The organism is Wolbachia endosymbiont of Nasonia oneida, from assembly GCF_009012935.1.
GTDB lineage: Bacteria > Pseudomonadota > Alphaproteobacteria > Rickettsiales > Anaplasmataceae > Wolbachia > Wolbachia pipientis.
Window position 1 is genome coordinate 1 of record NZ_QESS01000011.1, and the last position, 20,966, is coordinate 20,966.

Here is a 20,966-nt window from a genome sequence, read left to right on the forward strand (position 1 = left end):
ATCTACCCTTATCCTATCACATCCGGACTTTTATGGAAAGAGCTATAAAGTCACCACCTTCACCGGTTAATGTTCCTCCAACTGATGTTGCGATTCTGTATCCTCTCTGCACTGTTTGGAATTTATATTTAGTGTTCTGGTCTTTGGATAGTTCTACCTCTGGAAATAGTTCTTTATACCAATCAGATTGCATTATGCACCTGGTATCAAGCGAATGTTTTTCACTAAGCAACTTAGAATAACTTGCAACTATTATTCTTGCAGTTGCCCAGTATCCATGCGGGCCACGCAACACTCATACATATGGACTTCATTGAACGCGGAGGCATATTGAATATTATGCGCCTTACTTCGCCAGCATTCGCTGCTTCCAGCCTGTCTGCTATGACTTTTATGTACTGATAATCATTATACTCACATCCCGGCACCACTGTTTGAAAGCACAGTTCAATGAATTTTAGAAAGTTCATGTTAGACCTCCTATAGTATCACCCAAGTAACCCCTATGGTGTCATCCAAGTAGCCGACACTGGTTCCTTTATGACGGCGTCATGCAAGTAGCTGACACTGGAATGACATCCTTTGGTTTTTTATATGGTTATGCAAGAAATCTAGTGTAGATTTTAATTTATTTTATAAGATTGAAGTGTTACAGTAGCGAGCTTACAACACTACTGTTTTGTAAATTTAGTGAATAAAATTACTTCTTTAACTTTATTGAAGCGAAAAATTGATTTCCATTGCGGTAAATGAGCAACATTATTGAATCTTTACCGTTTTTCTTTACTGCTAAATCAACTTGTTTTTGAAAATCGTTAGTATTTTCTATATCAGTTCCATCCAATTGGATAATGATGTCCCCTTTTTTAATACCACGCAGCGTGGCATTACTGTTACTATCTACATTGGTAACTATCACACCTTTTGTAGGTACATTATTTTTACTTTCTTTTGATTCTTTTGGCAGATTTGAAACAGTTAAACCGGTTACGTAATCAGATGTTGATTTATTTTCTTCTTGATTGTTATCTTGGCCATCATTTGTAGATTCTCCGATCACAACTTTAATATTAACCTCTTTGCTCTTTCTAAGTAACTTAACTTGCACTTTTTTCTCAGGTCCAGCTCTTGAAACCATTTGAGGTAATTGTGTCATTCTATCGATTTTTTTACCGTCAAATTCTAATAATATATCACCTACTTTAATCCCACCTTTTTCTGCAGGACTATCCTTTACTATACTTGCAACCAATGCGCCTTTTATATCTTTTAAACCCAAGGACTCAGCAAATTCTTTCGTTATAGGCTGAACTTGCACACCAAGCCAACCATGTTTTATTTTTTTGCCACTTTTTAATGTGTCAATAATTGACATAGTTAAATTAGATGGTATGGCAAAACCTATACCCACGTTGCCGCCAGACTCAGATGGAGAATAGATAGCAGTATTAATACCTATAACTTTTCCATTTAAATCAAATAACGGTCCTCCAGAGTTACCCCTATTAATTGCAGCATCAGTTTGAATAAATTCATTCATAGTGCCAATACTAATGTCCCTGGACCTTGCAGATATAATTCCTGTGCTTACAGAGCCACCCAAACCAAATGGGTTACCTATTGCCATAACCGTATCACCAACCCTTGCTTTATCAGAATCACCAAATGCAACAGAAGAAAGATCTTTATCAGAATTAATCTTAAGCACAGCAAGATCAGTTCTTGCATCATAGCCTAAAACTTCTGCTTTGAAATAAGTATTATCGTTCATAGTAACTGTGATATTTTTGGCGTTTTTAATAACGTGATAATTGGTTACTATAGTTCCACCTTTATCTATAATAAACCCAGAACCAAGCAACACCACCTCTTTGTTAACACTAGGGCCCCTATCCATAAAAAACTGATCAAAATGCTCAAAAAACTCTCTAAAATCATCAAAAAAATTATTTCCTGGCATAGATGGAACTCTAGTTCTGCTGTTATTTTCTTGTTTGATGATTTGTTCGCTTGAAATATTTACAACCGCAGGAATGAGTTCTTCCACTAAATCGGCAAGTCCTTGATTACAGTTGCATGCAGTAGTGCTAGCATCAACGACCTTTTTTGCATTCCAATCAAACATATTAGCATACGAAGAAAACGCAATTAGAAAATATGCAAATATAGATAAAATAAATGCCTTACTTTTCATAAATTATTTCCATCCTTTATTTAAAATATCTAAAAAGTTATTGTTTGGTGAAAGTACAAATTTAGTATTATTTTCGGCAAATGATTTACTGTAAGCGCTCATAGAGCGATAAAAGTTAAAGAACTCTTCATCAACCTTAAATGCCTCATTATAAATTCTAGTTGCTTCAGCATAACCACGGCCCCTTATTTCGTACGATTCTTTTACTGCACTGGAGATAATTTCCCTTTTTAATTTATCAGCTTTTGATCTAACTTCCTGCCCAGCTTGCTCTCCTTCTGCTCTAATTTCTTTTGCTTCTTTTTCCCTTTCAGTTTGCATACGGCGAAATATTGCAGAACTATTTTCTTCTGGTAAATCTGCTCTCTTAATTCTTACATCTATTATTTCTATGCCAAATTTTTCAGCTTCAGAATAAACTCCACGCTGAATCAATTGCATAACCTCTGATCTTTTTTCATTCAACAAGCTAATCAACGAAAATCTGCCTATATTTTCTCTTATGTGAGCTTCTATAACCGGATATAATCTTCTAACCAGACCTGATTCATTCCTCACAGCCTGGTAAAAAGTAACAGGATTTGTTATTTTATATTTTGCATACGCATCTACTATAATACGTTTTTGATCCGCTGTTATCACTTCCCTTGGGATCTTATCAGGACTTAAATCTAAAACTCTTTTATCAAGAAACTCTACACTATTTATGAATGGCAACTTAAAATATAAGCCACTTTCCCTAACATCCCTTACAACTTTACCCAGTTGTATAACTATTGCTTGCTTTGTTTCTTGCACAACAAATATTGAATTAGATAAAACAATCAATAAAACAACAAATACAGAAACAAAAACAATTTTAATATTACTACTCATGGTTATTTTCCTAAATTTGTAAGAGGTAAATAAGAAAACATACCTTTCAGATCATCAGTTACAACAACTTTGTCTACCTTACTGAAAATATTTTCCATAGTTTCAAGATAAATACGATTCTTAACGAGAGAAGGATTCTGTCTATATTCCTCATAAAGAGATAAAAAGCGATTTGCATTACCTTTTGCTTCATTTATTATTTCATTTTCATATGCTTGTGCATCTAATTTTATCTTTATCGCTTCACCCTTTGCTCGAGGTATAATATCATTATTATAAGCATATGCTTCGTTTATAGTACGCTCTTTGTCTGCACGAGCACTTTGTACATCTCTAAACGAACTGATTACTTTTTCTGGTGGATCAATTTTTTTCATTTGAACAGATAAAATCTCTATACCCATTTGGTATCCATCAAGAATCTGCTGCAATAGAATTCTAGTATCTCTAGAAATTTCTGGTCTGCCTTGACCAAGTGCAAAAGAGATCGTATTTTTACCTATTATTTCTCTCATGGCACTTTCAGCAGCATTTTTAACACTGAAACCGGGTTTGTAATCCCGCACTTTGAATAAATAGTCCTTAGCATCTCTAACGCGCCATTGAACCTCGAAGTTAACGTTGACTATATTTTCATCTCCAGTTAGCATCACGCCTTCACCGCGATCTGTATCTCGCCCATAAGAACTACTTACCCCAATTTCTTCACGATTTACTTCCTTAACGTTCACTTTAAAAACCTTGCCAATAGGGTAGGGGAAGTGATAACGCAAACCAGGTGTTTCTGTATTAGAATATTTACCAAAGGTAAGTTCTATACTTTCTTCACTAGGATGGACAATATAAAAGCCAGTGCAAGCATAGAACAGCAAAATAATGAAAATGATGAAATAAGGTTTTTTGCCCCTGTTTCTGGTTAATCCATTAAGAAAGAACCTTATATCAGATACAGCTTTACTTAAAATATCTTCATTATTAGGAGTTTTGTTCCCTACCGGTTTCTTCCCCAGATTCCAAGGATTATTATCATCAAACATAATGATTGATTCTATAATTAATACGCTAATATTACTTCTTTAATAAGAAAATGCAAACATAAATTGCTATTTTATTTACAAATTAATCATCAGGATGGAAAACATGATCGTACACTTCCTTTTCTCTATGTAGTATGGTTGACTCTATGGAATTTTCTGGCTTTTTTTTGAATTCTTTGTTGTCACTCTTTAAGTGCACTACGTCTTCGTGAAAATGGAAATGATAGCTGAATAATAAAACCATTATTATTAAAGTTATAACAGCCAAAAAGATGAGTGTTCTTTTTCTATACCTCATAAATGCTGCAGCTTCTTGACCTAATTTTCCACACTATCAAAAAACACGTCAAGCGAAATTATTTGAAGACAAATAAATACTGGCAATCAATTTAACACTAACTTAAGAATCAAGGAATACAATTATAATATATTTAATTAATAGTGAGGTTTAAAATGTCACCTAATGAAAAAAATTCTGTTGTAACTGAACAAGGAAATGATCTTGGTTTGAATAAAACGACGCAAGATTCATTAAATTTAGAGGCTGCTAAGGATCCCAAGAAGCTAAAAGAAAGAATTACTGACCTGTTAAAAGGGGATACAGAATTCTCTAAGATGAAACAAGGAGATAAGATTCTTGTAGTAAGTGCAGCAAGTGGATTATTTACGGCAGTACTACCACTTTTGGCAGTTGGTGCAACACTTGCTATACCGGGTGCTATAGTTGGTCTTGCTTTATATTTCGCTGTAAAAGTCGCTGTAAAAGCAGTTCAATCTGGATATAAAGGGCTCAAGTGGTCAGCAGAAAAAACAGTTGATGGGGCGAAATATACTGCTGGGAAAGTTAAGGACGCGTCAGTATATACTGCAGAAAAAGCAAGAGAAGGTTATTATTCAGTAAAAGGAGCTATAAGTTCTGTGGGACGAGCAACAAGAGAGGGAACTGGTGCTACGTTAGGAAAAATGGGGCGCAGTTTAAGTAATTTAAGTGAAAGTATGTCTAGTTTAGACGGCATCCCATATTCAATAGGTAACGAAGGTCAAACTGTTGTTTTGAAAACAGAAGAAAAAATAAGGAATTTCAATAGTGTAAAGGAGATGTTTATTAAGGAAGTTCTTGAAGACAAAGCCGTAAATAACGCTGCTTTAACTAAGGAAATATTTTCTAAGCTGGGAGAAAAAATATTAGAGAAAGCTTATTCTGTTGATGGTCAACAAAGTGCCAAAAAGGACCAGTTGATCAACCGGTTGAAACAGCAAGTAGATTTTGTCAATAAATTAGACGCTAAGAAGTTGCAAAATTTGTTGTCTAAGGATAATAATAGTCTTTATGAAATTTTCTCTGAACATCATAATGAAATTAAGGAGATTATTAAAAAATGCAAAACAGAGCATAAACTTTCTAACTCTATAGAGAACCTTAATGAAGTAGCAGGAAAGTATGGTATCAGAAAAGGTTCAATGCAATCTTTTGAAAACAGCTCATCAAGAAGCAGTTCAATGAGTTTTCTAAATTCTGTAAGTACTGACAGTACCATTAGCAGTGAAGCGGAATTGTTAAATCCTGCAAACCATAAAGAAGTGAAAACAGCTACTTCACTTTGGGATAAGGTTTCATCACCTTTCAAAAGTGGCAAAAAGTCAGAAAAAACTTCTGAAGTTAAATATCAAGTTCTTTCTGAATCAGACACGTTGCCTAGAAAAATAGGAAATAGCACTTTTTACGTTGATACTCCTACTCCAATTGAGAATACTAATAAAACTGCAACAATAGGAGGAAGACCAGGAGTTGCACGACGTAATAGTACTAGCAACCTTACTAGGGTAGAAACTCCAGAAGTACCAACTAGAAGCGCCTCATTGACTAACTTAAATGGACAAAGTTCTTTCAGTGAAGATGTTCTCAGTGATCCTAAAGTAAACCAATATCTTGGTAATTCGAATAAAGGAACTCTAACTCGCAGTAATTCTTTTGATAGTGCAAGAGGTTCATCTGGTCCTTCTACACCAACAAGCTCATTAGAAAGATTGGAACAATCTTTCAGTAAAGATGAAGTTGGGGCAGCAATGGAGAAAAACTTAAAAGAATTTAGTTTAAGTGCTAAAACTGAATCTACATTACACAATTCTTTTAGTAATCGTAATGGTTCTGATAGTGGATTCAATTCACCAACTTCTTCTCCAACACATACAATGTTTACTGAAAATGGCAAGGCAAAAACCCAAGCTGACTTAAGAAAGACAGGTCATCTGGACAAACTGGTGGGACAGCCTTCTACGAAAGTAGCTGTTGACACTGACGTTCAACAGCAAGCTGCACAAACAGCTGTGAAAACGAACTAAACAAAGCTATCCACCTTCTCCAAAAGGATGTTACTCATTGAGTAACATCCTTTTTTGTTTTTAAACTATAGAAAAATCCTAGATCCCAGCGGTATGCGTACAACCGTATGAACATTGTGATTTCTCTGCTAGGAAAGGTGTCATCCCAGTGCTTGACTACTTGGATCCAGGAAAGTTTGCTTGTTTACAAGCAAACTAGCATAGAAAGTGGTTACAACGTTTTCGATGAGATTATATGGAAAACTGGATTCCAGTGTCAAGCACTGGAATGACATCACAGGGGCACTGGGATGACACCTTTACGTTTGAGGCAAACTAGCTATAACACTTAACATACTACCTTTGCAAACAAATGTTCATACAGTACGCGCTGGCGTTATTTTCTCTTGATGAATAAACCTGAGTGGAGTATAGTAGCAATGCGTTTATATAGATTCTAATGAATAATTTAGTTTTCAACTTTTTCAAATTTAAATGAGGCTAAAACTATTTCTGAAGAATTGTTAAACGAGAAGTTAATTGTATGTGTAACTGAAGTAAATTCTCTGTATTTATGGAAGGGTGAAATTAACAGTGGTTGTGAAGTAGTGGCAATTATGAAGAGCAGGAATGATCAAGTTGATAAAATTGTAGAAAAAATCGAAGCAATGCATTCTTATGATCAGCCAGCTATTGCTGTGATGCCCATAGAAAAAGCAAATAAATCTTTTACTAATTGGGCTAATAGTGTTATTGATGTAAGTAGTATTGGGGTGTAGCCAAGTGGTAAGGCAGCGGTTTTTGATACCGCCACGCGAAGGTTCGAATCCTTCCACCCCAGCCATATTGAAGTGAGTGTGAAATGATATCACTTTTCTATAAATTAAGATTATTGAATTATATATTAGGTAGTCTAAAAGATATAATTGTGAAACTGTTTCTCTTCACAATGTATCTTTACACATTCAGCATTGTGCTCATGTTTCTCAGCAATGGTTTTTGGTATGCTGTAGAATTTTGCTCTTTCAAAAATGCGTTTTACCGTTTGTTTCAATATTGCAAGTGGTATTATGAAAATAGGGAAGATCTCGGTTACGGAATTTCTATTCGAATATTAGTGGCGTTTCTTACTCCGCATTTTCTCTATAAATTATTACTTGGCACAGGCTGGAAGTCCTTTTTAAAGGGAAAGATAATACAGATACTCAACACAAGAAGAAAAAAGGGTAGTGAGTTCAGTAACAGTAGCAAACCAAGTGGCAGTAGTTATAGTGATAAGAATAATTACAGCAATAACAGTGGTAACAATGAGCGTCAAGCTCAAGATGCAAAGCGAAAAGTAAACATGATAAAGCAGCTATTAATCAAAGATATAGAGGCAACTATAGATAGGAGATTGAATTATATTTTTTTCGGTAAAAGGAGTAAACCTCATTAAGTATATAAAAAGGCTTTATCTAGTAAGGCTTTTTAAGGTTGGCTGTATTTTATTTTTTACGTATACCGGATCACAATCAGCCAATATACATGTGTGCACAAAATCTTGACTAAAGTCTGACAACCAAGAAATTGCCTTACGTTTTTCTACCAAGCTTTCTGTTTTTTTACAGTTACTTGCTGCATCAATCATTGCCTGCGCTATTACTGATTTCCACAGCAAATAATACCTTTGTATATCATCTGACGTACTATTTGTTTCATAGTGGTTAAAAAATTCTTTAAAATTGAAGTTGTTTGACATAATGATACCTCTTTGGATTGAAATTTGAAATGATTTGAGTTTATGTCGCCACAGCAGATTCCGCTAACAAGCAGCGGGATAACGAATTACTTAACCGTCATTACACCGTCATACCGCGATTCATTCGCGGTATCTCGCTAACAAGCAGCGGGATGACGGTTGTCAGGCCAGCGCCCCTATGATGTCATTCAAGTAGCTGACACTGGTTCCTTTATGACGGCAGTGCCCCTATGGTGTCATCCCAGTGTCCCTATGATGTCATCCCAGTGCCCAGACACTGGGATCCAGGAATTTTGATTGGACACTGGGTTGGTAAGCATAAAAGTGTTATGTAAAATACAACGTTCTTGATGGGATTGTGTGAAATGCTGGATTCCAGACTGGAATGACATCACAGGAGCACTGACCTCTCTTGGGCTCTTTTAGCCATAAACATTAAGAAATTTACCAAATGAAAAAAAAGGCAAAAGAAGCCCCGTGGTTATTATCCGCTTTAAAATATTGGCGTTTTTTATGTTTTAAACGCTTGACAAGCGAAATTCAGCTGCTTTTAATTGCAACTAACTTACGCTGCAAATGTTTAAGAAATTTACTAAGCAGAAAAAAAGACAAAGAATCCCCGAGTTAGCTAGTCTTTTACTATCTCTGTCGAGTATTGGCATTTTTTGATGTCTTGTAACGCTTTATAAGCGCGTTCAGCTTATTTAGATAAAAATCTAGATGTAGATGAAGTTTTGTAAAGACATACAGTATCTATATACTGCAAAAAATTGAACATAAGACGCCGATACATTAAGTAATCCTTACCTTTTAATCTGCAGATTGGCGAAAGCAAATACAATAGCTTCAATTTTATGATAAGGGGGCTGGCGGAGTTTGTCAAGGAAGTTTTTTCGTTTCTGTGGGCTACCTGGTTTTCCTACTGAAATTTTGAAAAATGTAATCTACTCCTATATTCAAATATATCAAGCAGTAATTCAAAATCAGCCATTGCGCCTTTTGCGTTATTATACGCGAGATTGAGCAGCTCTTTGTCCTGATATAAATCAGCAAATTTAAATTCCATACATCCTGATTGTTTTGTGCCTAAAATATCTCCACTGCCTCTTAGCATCATATCCCTTTCAGCAATGTAAAATCCATCTTGTGACTCACACATGATCTTTAACTTTGAAGATGAGCTTTTACTTAAATTATCGTATAATAATACACAAAAAGATGGCTTGTTTCCTCGCCCTACTCTGCCTCTTAACTGATGCAATTGTGATAACCCAAATTGCTCTGCATTTTCTATAATCATGATGGTTGCATCTGGCACATCTATACCAACTTCTATCACAGTGGTTGCAACAAGCAGAGAAAATTCATTCCTTTTGAAGGAAAACATAACTTGATCTTTCTGCTCCTGAGTCAATTTTCCGTGTATTATCCCGACTTTATCAAGAAATGTTTTTTGTAATTCCTGAAAACGCATCTCTGCTGCAGCAATATTGGTCTCTTCGTTTTCTTCTATATATGGACAAATCCAATATGCTTTTTCGCCCCTGTTTATAGCACCTTTTAGCTTTTCAATAACATCTGGCACCCTACTAATGTTCATAGTTACAGTTTTTATTGGCAATCTGGATTTTGGTTTTTCTTTCAAAATTGAACATTCAACGTCACCATACATAGCTTGCTGCAAAGTTCTTGGAATGGGAGTTGCAGTAACGAAAAGTATATCGGCATTTTCTCCTTTTCCTACCAAGCGATTTCTCTGCATCACTCCAAATCGCTGTTGCTCGTCTATGACTGCAAGCCCTAAATTTTTAAATGTAACGTTAGCTTGAAATAGTGCATGAGTGCCAATCACTATATTTAAAACACCACTTGCAAGTTCGTTCATGATAATCTTTCTTTCCTTGCGCGAAGTTTTACCAGTAAGCAGCGCAACTTTTATATCGGTACAGGATAAAACTTCCTCAATCCAATTATAATGTTGCTCCGCCAAGATAGTAGTCGGTGCCATTAGAGCTGCCTGCATGTTGTTTTCTACCACATTTATCATTGCAAAAAGTGCAACTACGGTTTTGCCACTACCAACATCACCTTGCAGCAAGCTTATCATGCGATACTTGGATTTTTGTCTCTCTGAGATCTCATCTATTGCACGAGTTTGATCATTTGTTAATTGAAACGACAATTCATTTAAAACTTGCTCTTTGTATTTACTCAATATTATAAATTCTCTTCCCCTTTCTTTCACATGATTTTTTCTTGCAAGTTTCAGCGCTAGCTGATACGCAAACAATTCATCATAAGCAAGCCTTTTTCTACAAACCTCAGCTTCCACCAATGAGCTTGGTCTGTGCAACTTTATGATGCTTTCCCTCCAACTTAACCATTTTTTTTGCTTGATTAATGTATCATCTATCCACTCTGGTAAATCAGGCAATTCCTTTAGATTAGAGCTTATTATGTTCCCAATGCGCTTATTGGTAATGCCACGGCATAATTGGTAAACTGGCTCTATGCAAGCTATTTTTTTAAATTGGTTGATGTCAAGCGACACGTAATCTGGATGAGTAATTTGCCAATGTTCAGCAAATTTTTCGAGTTTGCCACTGATGATCACATTCGCTCCAATTGGAAATAGTTTATATAAATACTTAACTGAGTAATTAAAAAAGACTATGAATATATACTGACTCTCACTTTCAACGACTATTTTATATGGTCTACCTCTAAAAGTGGGCGACTGATGTTCATAAACTTTTGCAATGAAAGTTGTAAATTCTCCAACTCGAGCATCAGATAGTAACTTGCTTCTATCCACATAACTAAGTGGCTTATAAAACAGCAGATCCACCACCTTGTCCCCACCACAAAGTTTAGGCAATATTGCGGAATGGAACTTAGGTATATTCTCCAGCCTGCTATTTAGAAAAATCTGATTGCTCATTGAGATTCATACATGTGTAAAACTGTTATAGAGCCTTTTTAAAATCTTGTCACCTTATGGTCAGGTATGCACTATAGCTAGCACAGCTCTCTAACGTCATACCGCGATTCATTCGCGGTATCTCAGCCGCTAACACGTAACGGAATGACGAATTTGTTGTTTTTAAAATCGTCGGTAAGCCTAAGTTACCCCTAACTATATTTGCTGTCATAGAACTTGCGTTTATATAAAGTATTTTATTGACTTATTAATCATTTTCATGTATTATTATACAGTAGTCTATATTGAGGTACTAATAATGAGTAGCCCTATATCAGAAGAAAAGGAAAATCCAATAGTTACACTAAGAGCTCAAGCAGAAAAGTTTGATTTTAGTAAGTTAAGAGCTGATGAAAAGGATATCTCAGCGAACTCTGGTAAACAGATGTATGAGGATTTTGACAGAATGAATTTTGTTATTAACAAGAAAAATATAGACACAATTTTGATTAAAGCACTAATAAATAGAGATAAAGAAGAATTTGACAAATTTTGGGAAAAGTATTGCGAAGGTCTGAAGGTTTCTAATGATAAAGAAACTGATCGGTATAAAGAGGAAGTTGAAAAATTCTACAATATAGGTAAAGGATATACTAACCTATTACCGAAAGAAGAAGATGAAAATAAGAGTTATCGTGCGTTTGCAAAAGAAGTTTTTAAGGAAATATTTAAATATGCTGAAGCTCAAGTTCCAAGTGATTCTATTTTGGAAGAACTGGTTATCAATTATAATCAAGCAGGGTACGTAGGTGCATTATACGCTGAAGATAAACCTCTTTTTCATGTAGCTATGGCATATGAGTTAGTTTTCGGTTCTAGTCATACAACACATATTAATTGTAGTGATCCAAGTCATGCAACAATCAGAATTGAAGAAAAAATTGCAGTTTGCACTTTAGCAAAATCAGAAGAAGAATTATGTAAATTGGATAGCTCGCTAGAATTCACACTTAAGTCTCAAGGTGATAAAAATGTAACATATGAAGATGGTAAATTGTCACTTACTGTTCCTAAGAGACTGAAGGACTATAATATAGGTGATAAAAACTTGTTTGACGTTATAAAAGAGTGTTTTCAGAAATTTTGCGAGAGGCTTGGATTTTTTAAAATAAAAATAGAGCATGGTTTAGGCGATCCACTAGAAGTAAGCGACCATCTGGAAAATATGGAACCCCCTATTCGTAGTAATGAGCACGGCCTGAATTAAAATATCTTGAGCTTGTTTGCACAATCAATCACTTCAGCATTTAGAAATTGTTTTTTAAACCAGGTATACTGACGTTTCGCGTAGTGTCTTGTGTTTGTTTGAGCAATTTGTATCGCTTCGTCTAAAGTAATCTCACCTTTCAAGTACTTTATAATTTCTGGCACTCCGTGTGCTTTCATAGCTGGCAAATGTGGGGCTAGGTTCATGCTAAGTAGCTTTTTTACTTCATCAATTGCTCCATTTTCAATCATTGTAATGAAACGAGAATTTATTTTTCGGTATACATCTTCACGTTTAGGCAGAATTGTATATATCTTAAAATTATTGAATAAAGGAGGCTGTCTATTCTCTTGCCATACAAAAATTGACTTGCCAGTTTCAGTGATAACTTCAAGTGCCCTTGAAAGGCGGTGCGAGTCATTCATGAACACTTTACCTTGAATCCTTGGATCTTTGCTTAGCGCTAATTTGTAAAACTCCTCTTTACTTAAATTTTTCCTGAGCTCACTTACGTTTTTTCTCACTTTCTGACTTATTTGTGGCATTGATGATAAGCCTTTGATTAAACTGCTGATGTAAAGCCCGCTTCCTCCAGTGATGATAGGTATTTGAGCATTTTCTAATGCGTGATTAACTTCTTTTTCTAAATCTTCTAACCATAGACCCACGGAATAATTTTCTTTTGCTGAAACATAACCATATAGTTTATAAAATACTTCTTGCTTTGGTGGTTGAGCAGTAATTATGGGAATTTCTTCATATACCTGCTTTGAATCACAATTTATTATACTAATATTTCCATATTTTTCTATCAGGTTATCGCATAATTCTGATTTACCTGAGGCCGTAATTCCTGTAATAATTACTATATTATTTTTCATTTATATTAATTTAATTAACATATGATAAAGTGTAGTAAAAGTTTGGATTCTACAATCTAAAGTTTGGAGATTTTTATGGCAGAAAACAACGACAATAATTCATTTACTAAGCGTTTCACAAACAGGACTCCTGGCGGTACAGGGGAAGGTTTTTCCAGTAAGTATTCGTCTCAAAACACCAAAGAACGGGCATTAGGGGAAAAAGGAAAAATTTCTGAATTAGCAGGCAAAAAAACCGAATCCAAGGAAGCTTTTTCTGAAAGTGGCGGCATAAAAAGTAAAAGCAGAACTGTCAATGAAAGATCTTTTGCTGATGCAACAAAAAGAAGTAGGTCAGATCTTATATACTTAGTCCGTGGTAAAGATCGTGGAAAATCAGCGTGGCATTATGTATTAGTTGATAAAGAGAAAAGAGAAATGTTTCTAGCAAAAAGCAGAACTGGCTCTATAGATGTTGCAGACTATGGAGAGATTTTGTATTCAGGATGGGGAGAGGATCCACCACAGGCAATAATTGATAAAGTCAATGAAGAGTTTGGGTTGTAGCAAATCTGCATAACAAATGGTAAGCTGCGTTGCATTACGTTTACAAAAACTAGCAGTTACTATATAAGATACAGTGCAACAAAACTGATCTAGTTGTTATGAATAAGTTTTTAGCTATATGGTATCTAAAATAATAAATGCAATACAGAACAATTTATTAGTGTGTTTTCCAACAGAAACAGTGTATGCTCTTGCTTGTAATGCACTAGATAATGAATCTATAGGAAAAATATATCAGATAAAGAAACGCTCTCAAAATAAACCACTGTCTATATTTGTTAGTGATATTTACAATTTGACAAAAATAGCAAAGGTAAAGGAAAGATATATTGATTTAATAAACCACTTTTCTCCTGGACCAATTACCTATATTTTACCACTTAAAAACAACAACATATTGCCAAACGAATTCTTTAAAGATAGTATAGGTATCAGAATTCCTGAGCATCCTATTGCAATTTCAATACTAAACAAACTGAAAGTTCCAATAGTTGCAACTAGTACAAATATTTCAGGAAAAGAAAGTGTATGTAAGGCAAACGATATACCACAATCCATTAAGCAACATTTATCTGTAGTGATTGAAGATGACGAACTAGTTTCTGGTATAGAATCTACTATTATTGACTTAACCGAAGATAAGATTAAGGTTTTAAGGGAAGGTGCAATTTCATTACAAACAGTAAACAACGCATTTTCAAACTAAAATCTATAGGAGAAAGAATGAAAAAAGTAATAGGCCACAACCAAGCCAAAAAAAAAATAATGAACAACTTATCTGTTCAGTCTTGGCTGATCTGTGGTAAAAAAGGTATAGGAAAAGCAACACTTGCAAAATCCTTCTCCAATTGGTTACTCATAAAAAACTATAATGAAGTAGCATTGGACTTACACATTGTTGAAGGTGATACTATCGGAATAGAAAAAGTCAGAGAAATGAAAAACTTTCTACACTTAAGTCCCATTCAATCAGAACACAAAATAGCTATAATAGATAGCTTAGAGGCAATGACTAATAACGCTAAAAACGCAATATTGAAAATATTAGAAGAGCCGCCAAAAAATTCTAAGATATTTATAATTAGCCATAAGCCATATGATATACAAACCACTATCTTGTGTAGGTGCTTTCAGCTAAATTTACTCCCATTAACTTATGATGAAACAAAGCAAGTTGCTTCATCTCAATGTAAATTTGATAATCAAACGTTTGACGAAATGATTACTTTATTTCCTGGAATGCCAGGAATGATAATAAATACAATAAGTAGTGATGCTTATGAAGCATACAAATGCTTTTATAAATTTCTTCATGATTTAAAGAATCCCAATATGATTAATAAAGTAATTAATAGCGAAATCGAACTAGAACTAGCATCATATATAATTCAGGCCTTCATTTTAGAAAGCATAAAGAGAGAGGTAAATGGTGTTGAAATTCTGCTAAGTCAGTGGAAAAAAATAGATGAACTTTTCGTTGCCGCAAAGCAACTCCACTTAGATAAAAAGCATGTTTTAGCTAATGTAGTTAATATCATGACATAAGTTTACAAAGTATAATACTTTTAACATAAATTCATGATAAAATTCTGTTAATTTAATACTCGAAGTATATAATTTGACTGATAATAAATTAACTGTATGGCAATCAATAGAAGTTTTGACGAAAGCCATATTGAACATGCAGAAAAAATTAAGCTTAATTAAGAATATAGCTTCAGATCAAGACATAACCCTAGAAAAAGGAAAGGAGTTGTTAAGTGGCATTTATGAAGCAAATTTTAAGCTAAACAAGACAATCAATATAGCTACTTTGCCAAAAATTGGCTATCATATGCTAAATGGTGAGCTTGTTGTACGTAATCATATTACGGAAGAGGAAGTAAAGATTCCTGGAGATTTTCATTACCTTAAAGTCGTTAAATCCGATCATGATAATTATAAATTAACGTTTTGTAATTTTTTAGGTAATGAGTTTTTTGAATATAAAAAGTATGATCCACAATATTCTGGTATTTCAGATGAATATAAATTTGTGGATTTTGGTAGTGTAAAAAAGACTCATAATCTAAAATTTAAGGAATACATTGGTCATGCACCTAAATTTTTTGCTGCAGAAGGGCCTATTGAGCCTGGATCCCAAAACCATGTAATTGATCTATTTGAGCTAGTCAAAAGTGGTAAAGGTAGCAAAGTGGGAACCTTTGCTGATGAATTTGGTTATTTTGATGATCAAAATAAATTACATTATTATAATTATCACAAAAGTGTAGAAAGTAATACTTATGATCCTGAAAATTTCAGTGTAAAAATGATAAATATAGATGTGAGCAAAATCGATAAATTCTACCTTATTGCGGAACAAGGTGATATAATCATTCATCCTATTTTGGAAAATTTAGACATATTTTAAAGTTTTTTAGAGTATCTAATCTTGTTGTTATTATAATTGGATTTGGTAGCATTGTGTTATGGAAGATAAATTGCTTGAATCAGTAAAAAACAAAAGTTATTTCAGTAAAGCAGTCGAATGGTACTGCCATAGGTATCTGTTTTGTGTAGCAGAAAGATCTTGGATGGCATTAATAGTATCGCTTCTCCTAGTATGCTTATGTTTATTAACATTAAACATATACCTGTTATTTCCTGTTAAAAAAGATTTAAATTTTGTGAAGTATATGAACCACACAGAAGATGAGTTCTCTGCAATGCATAAGCTTAGTTTCAGTAAAAAGGAAGATGAATACACTTCCACAGCGAGGTACTTAATAAGTAAATACATTGAAATATACGAGTCCATTAAGACCGTTGAACCGAAGTACCAAGAAAATTTTATAAGAAACAATTCTATACATAAAATCTATCAAGGCTTTCAGGAAAAAACGAATAATGAAGCTGGTAATTTGTCTTTATCTAAAAGAAAAATCGCCAACATAAATGTAATAACATTATCTATTGATCGATCGACCAAGGACTTAGTTACATTTGCTGGAAATGCTACTGTAGTTTTTACAACCGAGCAAAATAAGGAGGATACTGTGGAGATTAGCTTCACTTTGTCGAATATAAAAGCAACTCTGGCTGGTATAATACCATTTAAATTTATTGTTAATGGTTATAAATACAGATTTTAAAATATTACTTGGTAGCTAAAAAAAATAACCAAAGTGCACATAGCAGTAATAACTGGAGGTAAAACTAGAAGAATTGGCGTTTTTTTAATAAAGTAATTCTGAGAAGGTTTTAAGAAAAAGGCGTTGTAGATTATCGGCAAAAAGTACAGAGCGTTGAGTATAGTACTAACAATTAACACTAAAGTTACAAACACAGAAAGTATTACATTGCCAGAGTTGAAAACAGCTTGAAAAATGAGAAATTTACCCCAAAAAGTCGGAGCAGGCGGCACCCCTATCATAGACAACGCACCTATAGCAAATGCTGTCATGCTAATTGGCATACTGCGTCCTATACCGTAAATCTTATCTATATACTTCTCACCTGCTCTTGTTATTATTGCTCCGGCAACGAAAAACAAAGTGATTTTTGCAAATGCGTGGCAAACTAATTGGAAAATTGCAACCCTCATGCTGAGCTCACTAAAAATTGAAGCGAATAATATAATATACGACAATTGAGAGATGGTAGAGTAAGCAAGCAATTTTTTTAATTCTTTTTGCTTTAATGCAATCAATGATGCAGTAATAATAGTAAATCCAGCAGCGTACGGAAGCCACCCTCCAGCAAACCAACTTTGCTGCGCAAAACGTTGCATGTTACCGATACCGAAAGTGTATAATATAACTTTTATGATGATGAAAACTCCGGATTTCACAACAGCAACAGCATGCAGTAGTGCGCTTACAGGAGTTGGTGCAACCATTGCTTTTGGTAACCAAAAATGCATTGGCATTAATGCAGCTTTTCCTATTCCGTAAATCAGCATAGCAAAACACACTGCAATGAAAGTGATGAGTGAAGTATCAAATTTGAATATTCCACCACTTACAAAGTCTAAAGTATGAAATTCATTATATAAAAGGCCTATTGCAGGAAAAAACAATACCAAAGAAGAGAAAAATAGCACGCCAAAGTAATAGCGCCCTGCAATCATTGATTCATTTGTTGAGTTGTAAGTAACCAGAGGGTATGTACTAATAGTTAGAAGCTCATAAAAGACAAATGTAGTGAGCAAATCTCCAGAAAAAGCAATAAACATTGCACAGCTAATTGATATTGAAAAAAAGCATAGAAAACTTGAGTGATTGCTATCAGCATAGTTATTCTGCATATAACATATTGCATATATACTGGTCAGCACCCATAAAAACGATATTAATAAACTGAATATTACTCCGGTAGACTCTAGCTTTAAACTAATGTGCAAATTATTACCAAAATCCATGAGGATAAATTGAGAATGATCACCATACACCCAATATAAAGTGCACAGACACGTATACGCAAACAGAAGTAGAGAAGAAGTGACAGTAATACTATTGTTCACTCTGGGCCATTTACTAGTAAAAAAAATAGCTAACGCACTTAAAAGTGGAATCAACGCAGTAATTAATAAATAATTCTCGGTAATTGAAAATGGTAAGGAAAGATACATTAAGATATAGTCCATTAAATTTTCTGTTTAGGTAAAGCTAGAATTATACTCAAATCATAGAAAAACTGCTATGTTTTTTTGGTAAACTAGTTGTTTGTGTATGCTATAGCTAACACGTCATACCGCCGCGGTATCTTGGCAATAGATCCCGCTAACACGTAGCGGGATGACGAATTTGTCGTTACGTCATACCGCGATTCATTCGCGGTATCTCATCCGCTAACTAGTAGCGGGATATGAGGTTATCGTCATGCCACCGCGAACCGTCATACCGCCGCGGTATCTCGGCATAGATCCCGCTAACACGTAGCGGGATGACGGTTTTTCAAATTGTTGTAAGTCGGTTTAGCTATATAGATAGCATAAAGTCAACTGCATAAATTGAAACAATATCTGCTAGACGCAAATTACAACAAATGCAGTAGCGTAATCTCCATCGTCACTCAGAGAAAGATGAATTTTGGAGATAAAATCCTTGCTAACGGTAAGATATGGCTTGCCTCTTACATCATTGTATATTTCTATATCTTTCATTGTAATACCCTGACCACTACCTCGTGCTTTAACAAAAGCTTCTTTTGCTGCAAAGCGTTTAGCAAAATACCTTGCTCGCATTTCTTGACTATTATACTTTCTACTTAGCTCTATTTCCTTTTCAGTGTAGATTCTATTGAGAAATTTTTCCCCGTATTTTTGTAATATTCTCAATATTCTTGGTATATATACTATGTCAGTGCCGATACCGTGTATCATTTTGCGCTAAAGTGATTTATTGCTTCCTCAATCTGCATTTCCTTTACCTCTCCAGTTGCTCTATTTTTTACTTCAACTATATTTTCACTTACTGCTTTCTTTCCGACAATTATTTGCCACGGCAAGCCTATCAGATCCATTCTAGAAAATTTTACTCCTACACTCCCTTCCGTATCATCGTAAAGCACTTCATCGCTCTTCAAAGCTTTGTATATTTTATCTGCAGCCTCCGTTACTTTCGTTTGTAAATTGATTAAACCAATTCTGAAAGGAGCTACCTCCTCCGGCCAGATAATTCCCTTATCATCATGAAAAGCTTCTATTATCGCACCAACAAGTCTTGAAACCCCAATGCCATACGAACCCATATGTATATTGACATTTTTTCCATCTTGAGAAGTAACACTTGCCTTCATAGGCTTTGAGTATTTGTCGCCAAAATAAAAAATATGCCCTATTTCAATACCTTTACTAACATTTAACTGCTCTTGTGATATAGGGCAAGTCTCAGGATCATGCATATCATCTGCAACTGCGTATATACTCTTTAAACTTTCAATATCTTCACTCTCTAGTAGTTCAGAAAATTTGTTGTCGTAATATAAAGTGCTTTCACCAGTGTTTGCCAATATATGAAACTCGTGGCTCAAATTTCCTCCAATTGGCCCCGTATCAGCTCTCACTCCAATTGGGGTAAGTCCCATGCGTTTGAAGATTTTTATGTAAGTTTTGTACATCAAATTATATGAATTCAGTGCACCTTCGTAATCTACATCAAAACTGTACGCATCCTTCATCAAAAATTCCCTGCCCCTCATAACACCATAACGTGGTCTTACCTCATCACGAAACTTCCATTGAATTTGGTATAAACAAAGTGGCAAATCTTTGTAACTTTTTACCACATCTCTAATTAAATCAGTTGCTACCTCCTCGTACGTTGGACCAAAAAGCATATCTTCCTCATGCCTATCCTTTATACGCAACATTTCCTTACCGTAATCATCATAACGTCCCGATTCTCGCCAAAGATTTGCTGGTTGGACACAAGGCATCAACACTTCAATTGCACCAGATTTATTCACTTCATCTCTGATAATGTTTTCAATATTTTTAAGCACTAAGAGACCAAGTGGTAACCAAGAATAGATGCCAGATGCTACCTGTTTTACTAAACCTGCACGTAAAGAATATTGATGGGAGATAATTTTAGCATGAGCAGGCTTTTCCTTTAAAGTTGGTAAGTAATACTTGGATAAACGCATATAATAGATCTGATTGTATTAAGTAATCTTAATACAATCAGACCTGTAGGTAAACTTATTTTGAAAAGGAAGGGAAGTGCACACTGCCATTAAGTTAAGGAAGGAATGGTAAAAAACGAACCAGAAGATTTGAAATAATCGAGAAGTTATGATAAATGCTGAAACAAAATAGAATAAACTTAAAAGTAGATAAACTCTAAAATGTAAATTACTTAAGAAGTAGTTGATTTAGGAGTCATTTTACAGAAGATATGACAATAAATTGCCCAGTTATTATCAGAAGATATGAGTACTGTCTTTGGTCAAAATACATGCTTCCTAGCTCTTTTTTGGTAGTTCAGTGAACGAGTATTCGTTACTTTATTACGGTCAACTTTTCTTCCTTTTCTCACCACTAGAGTGTTCATCAAAAATAACTTTGATAATCGATCCATAATGCAGTCTGTGTCTGACTCTGTAGAAAAAATATCGAAAGCCAAGTTTTTTATTGCATTAAATGAGACAGATTTATTAATGCTTTTCTCAGACTTGCCATTGGCTAGGCCTGCGTTC

The 20,966-nt window shown here is 34.6% G+C and carries 19 protein-coding genes, 1 tRNA gene and 3 pseudogenes; 12 read left to right on the forward strand and 11 right to left on the reverse strand.

What is annotated here, in order from left to right; genetic code table 11:
• Window positions 1-43: 43 nt before the first annotated feature.
• The 4 genes and pseudogenes from DEF52_RS04525 to hflK all read right to left on the reverse strand — a co-directional run.
• Window positions 44-470: pseudogene (locus DEF52_RS04525) on the reverse strand (hypothetical protein); the annotation flags it as partial.
• A 230-nt stretch (window positions 471-700) separates the two neighbouring features.
• A complete protein-coding gene (locus tag DEF52_RS04530) occupies window positions 701-2,194 on the reverse strand; it encodes a DegQ family serine endoprotease (protein WP_151807990.1) in 1,494 nt (497 codons plus the stop codon).
• A gap of 3 nt (window positions 2,195-2,197) precedes the next feature.
• The gene (hflC, locus tag DEF52_RS04535; protein WP_012673275.1) at window positions 2,198-3,070 is read right to left on the reverse strand and encodes a protease modulator HflC; all 873 of its coding nucleotides are present in this window, start codon (window positions 3,068-3,070) and stop codon (window positions 2,198-2,200) included.
• A 2-nt stretch (window positions 3,071-3,072) separates the two neighbouring features.
• The gene (gene hflK / locus DEF52_RS04540; protein WP_010962866.1) at window positions 3,073-4,107 is read right to left on the reverse strand and encodes an FtsH protease activity modulator HflK; all 1,035 of its coding nucleotides are present in this window, start codon (window positions 4,105-4,107) and stop codon (window positions 3,073-3,075) included.
• Between the two features lie 453 nt (window positions 4,108-4,560).
• Between hflK and DEF52_RS06610 the strand changes: the two genes are divergently transcribed.
• From DEF52_RS06610 to DEF52_RS04565, 5 genes and pseudogenes are all read left to right on the forward strand, one after another.
• Complete coding sequence (locus tag DEF52_RS06610) at window positions 4,561-6,450, forward strand: actin-bundling T4SS effector WalE1 family protein (RefSeq protein WP_237357356.1); 1,890 nt, start codon at window positions 4,561-4,563, stop codon at window positions 6,448-6,450.
• Between the two features lie 107 nt (window positions 6,451-6,557).
• Complete coding sequence (locus DEF52_RS06280) at window positions 6,558-6,722, forward strand: hypothetical protein (RefSeq protein ID WP_153296807.1); 165 nt, start codon at window positions 6,558-6,560, stop codon at window positions 6,720-6,722.
• 180 nt (window positions 6,723-6,902) lie between these two features.
• Window positions 6,903-7,208, forward strand: a pseudogene (gene cutA, locus DEF52_RS04555) (divalent-cation tolerance protein CutA); the annotation flags it as partial.
• Window positions 7,199-7,273 (forward strand) — tRNA-Gln (locus DEF52_RS04560). The pseudogene cutA and the gene DEF52_RS04560, both read left to right, overlap by 10 nt.
• A gap of 135 nt (window positions 7,274-7,408) precedes the next feature.
• Window positions 7,409-7,867 carry a hypothetical protein gene (locus DEF52_RS04565; RefSeq protein ID WP_237357357.1) on the forward strand — a complete coding sequence of 153 codons (459 nt, stop codon included), beginning with the start codon at window positions 7,409-7,411 and terminating at the stop codon, window positions 7,865-7,867.
• A gap of 15 nt (window positions 7,868-7,882) precedes the next feature.
• On the opposite strand, the gene DEF52_RS04570 is transcribed toward DEF52_RS04565, so the two are convergent.
• Window positions 7,883-8,170, reverse strand: a complete 288-nt coding sequence (locus DEF52_RS04570) for a hypothetical protein (protein WP_010962862.1) — start codon at window positions 8,168-8,170, stop codon at window positions 7,883-7,885.
• A 159-nt stretch (window positions 8,171-8,329) separates the two neighbouring features.
• On the opposite strand from DEF52_RS04570, the gene DEF52_RS06615 reads away from it, so the two are divergent.
• On the forward strand, window positions 8,330-8,467 hold the full coding sequence (locus DEF52_RS06615) for a hypothetical protein (protein ID WP_160142664.1): 138 nt from the start codon (window positions 8,330-8,332) through the stop codon (window positions 8,465-8,467).
• A gap of 622 nt (window positions 8,468-9,089) precedes the next feature.
• Here DEF52_RS06615 and recG read toward each other — a convergent pair.
• Window positions 9,090-11,111 carry an ATP-dependent DNA helicase RecG gene (gene recG, locus DEF52_RS04580; protein WP_015589220.1) on the reverse strand — a complete coding sequence of 674 codons (2,022 nt, stop codon included), beginning with the start codon at window positions 11,109-11,111 and terminating at the stop codon, window positions 9,090-9,092.
• A 298-nt stretch (window positions 11,112-11,409) separates the two neighbouring features.
• Between recG and DEF52_RS04585 the strand changes: the two genes are divergently transcribed.
• Window positions 11,410-12,357, forward strand: a complete 948-nt coding sequence (locus tag DEF52_RS04585) for a hypothetical protein (RefSeq protein WP_151807994.1) — start codon at window positions 11,410-11,412, stop codon at window positions 12,355-12,357.
• Here DEF52_RS04585 and miaA read toward each other — a convergent pair.
• A complete protein-coding gene (gene miaA, locus DEF52_RS04590) occupies window positions 12,354-13,238 on the reverse strand; it encodes a tRNA (adenosine(37)-N6)-dimethylallyltransferase MiaA (RefSeq protein ID WP_006280293.1) in 885 nt (294 codons plus the stop codon). The two genes, DEF52_RS04585 and miaA, sit on opposite strands and share 4 nt — an antisense overlap.
• Window positions 13,239-13,313: 75 nt before the next feature.
• On the opposite strand from miaA, the gene DEF52_RS04595 reads away from it, so the two are divergent.
• From DEF52_RS04595 to DEF52_RS04615, 5 genes are all read left to right on the forward strand, one after another.
• Window positions 13,314-13,784 (forward strand): hypothetical protein, encoded by a 471-nt coding sequence (locus DEF52_RS04595; protein ID WP_010082479.1) that lies wholly within the window; start codon window positions 13,314-13,316, stop codon window positions 13,782-13,784.
• A gap of 118 nt (window positions 13,785-13,902) precedes the next feature.
• Window positions 13,903-14,490, forward strand: coding sequence for an L-threonylcarbamoyladenylate synthase (locus DEF52_RS04600; RefSeq protein ID WP_006280292.1), 588 nt, complete (start codon window positions 13,903-13,905; stop codon window positions 14,488-14,490).
• Between the two features lie 17 nt (window positions 14,491-14,507).
• A complete protein-coding gene (locus tag DEF52_RS04605; protein WP_151807995.1) occupies window positions 14,508-15,329 on the forward strand; it encodes an AAA family ATPase in 822 nt (273 codons plus the stop codon).
• A 73-nt stretch (window positions 15,330-15,402) separates the two neighbouring features.
• Window positions 15,403-16,197 (forward strand): hypothetical protein, encoded by a 795-nt coding sequence (locus tag DEF52_RS04610; protein WP_012673269.1) that lies wholly within the window; start codon window positions 15,403-15,405, stop codon window positions 16,195-16,197.
• A 58-nt stretch (window positions 16,198-16,255) separates the two neighbouring features.
• On the forward strand, window positions 16,256-16,918 hold the full coding sequence (locus tag DEF52_RS04615) for a hypothetical protein (protein ID WP_006280401.1): 663 nt from the start codon (window positions 16,256-16,258) through the stop codon (window positions 16,916-16,918).
• Here DEF52_RS04615 and DEF52_RS04620 read toward each other — a convergent pair.
• The 4 genes and pseudogenes from DEF52_RS04620 to DEF52_RS04635 all read right to left on the reverse strand — a co-directional run.
• On the reverse strand, window positions 16,915-18,411 hold the full coding sequence (locus DEF52_RS04620; protein ID WP_151807996.1) for a proton-conducting transporter transmembrane domain-containing protein: 1,497 nt from the start codon (window positions 18,409-18,411) through the stop codon (window positions 16,915-16,917). The two genes, DEF52_RS04615 and DEF52_RS04620, sit on opposite strands and share 4 nt — an antisense overlap.
• A gap of 381 nt (window positions 18,412-18,792) precedes the next feature.
• Window positions 18,793-19,149, reverse strand: coding sequence for a holo-[acyl-carrier-protein] synthase (locus tag DEF52_RS04625; RefSeq protein WP_151807997.1), 357 nt, complete (start codon window positions 19,147-19,149; stop codon window positions 18,793-18,795).
• Window positions 19,146-20,414 carry a proline--tRNA ligase gene (gene proS, locus DEF52_RS04630; protein WP_151807998.1) on the reverse strand — a complete coding sequence of 423 codons (1,269 nt, stop codon included), beginning with the start codon at window positions 20,412-20,414 and terminating at the stop codon, window positions 19,146-19,148. Before proS ends, DEF52_RS04625 begins: the two co-directional genes overlap by 4 nt.
• A 302-nt stretch (window positions 20,415-20,716) precedes the next feature.
• Window positions 20,717-20,966: pseudogene (locus DEF52_RS04635) on the reverse strand (IS4-like element ISWpi18 family transposase); the annotation flags it as partial.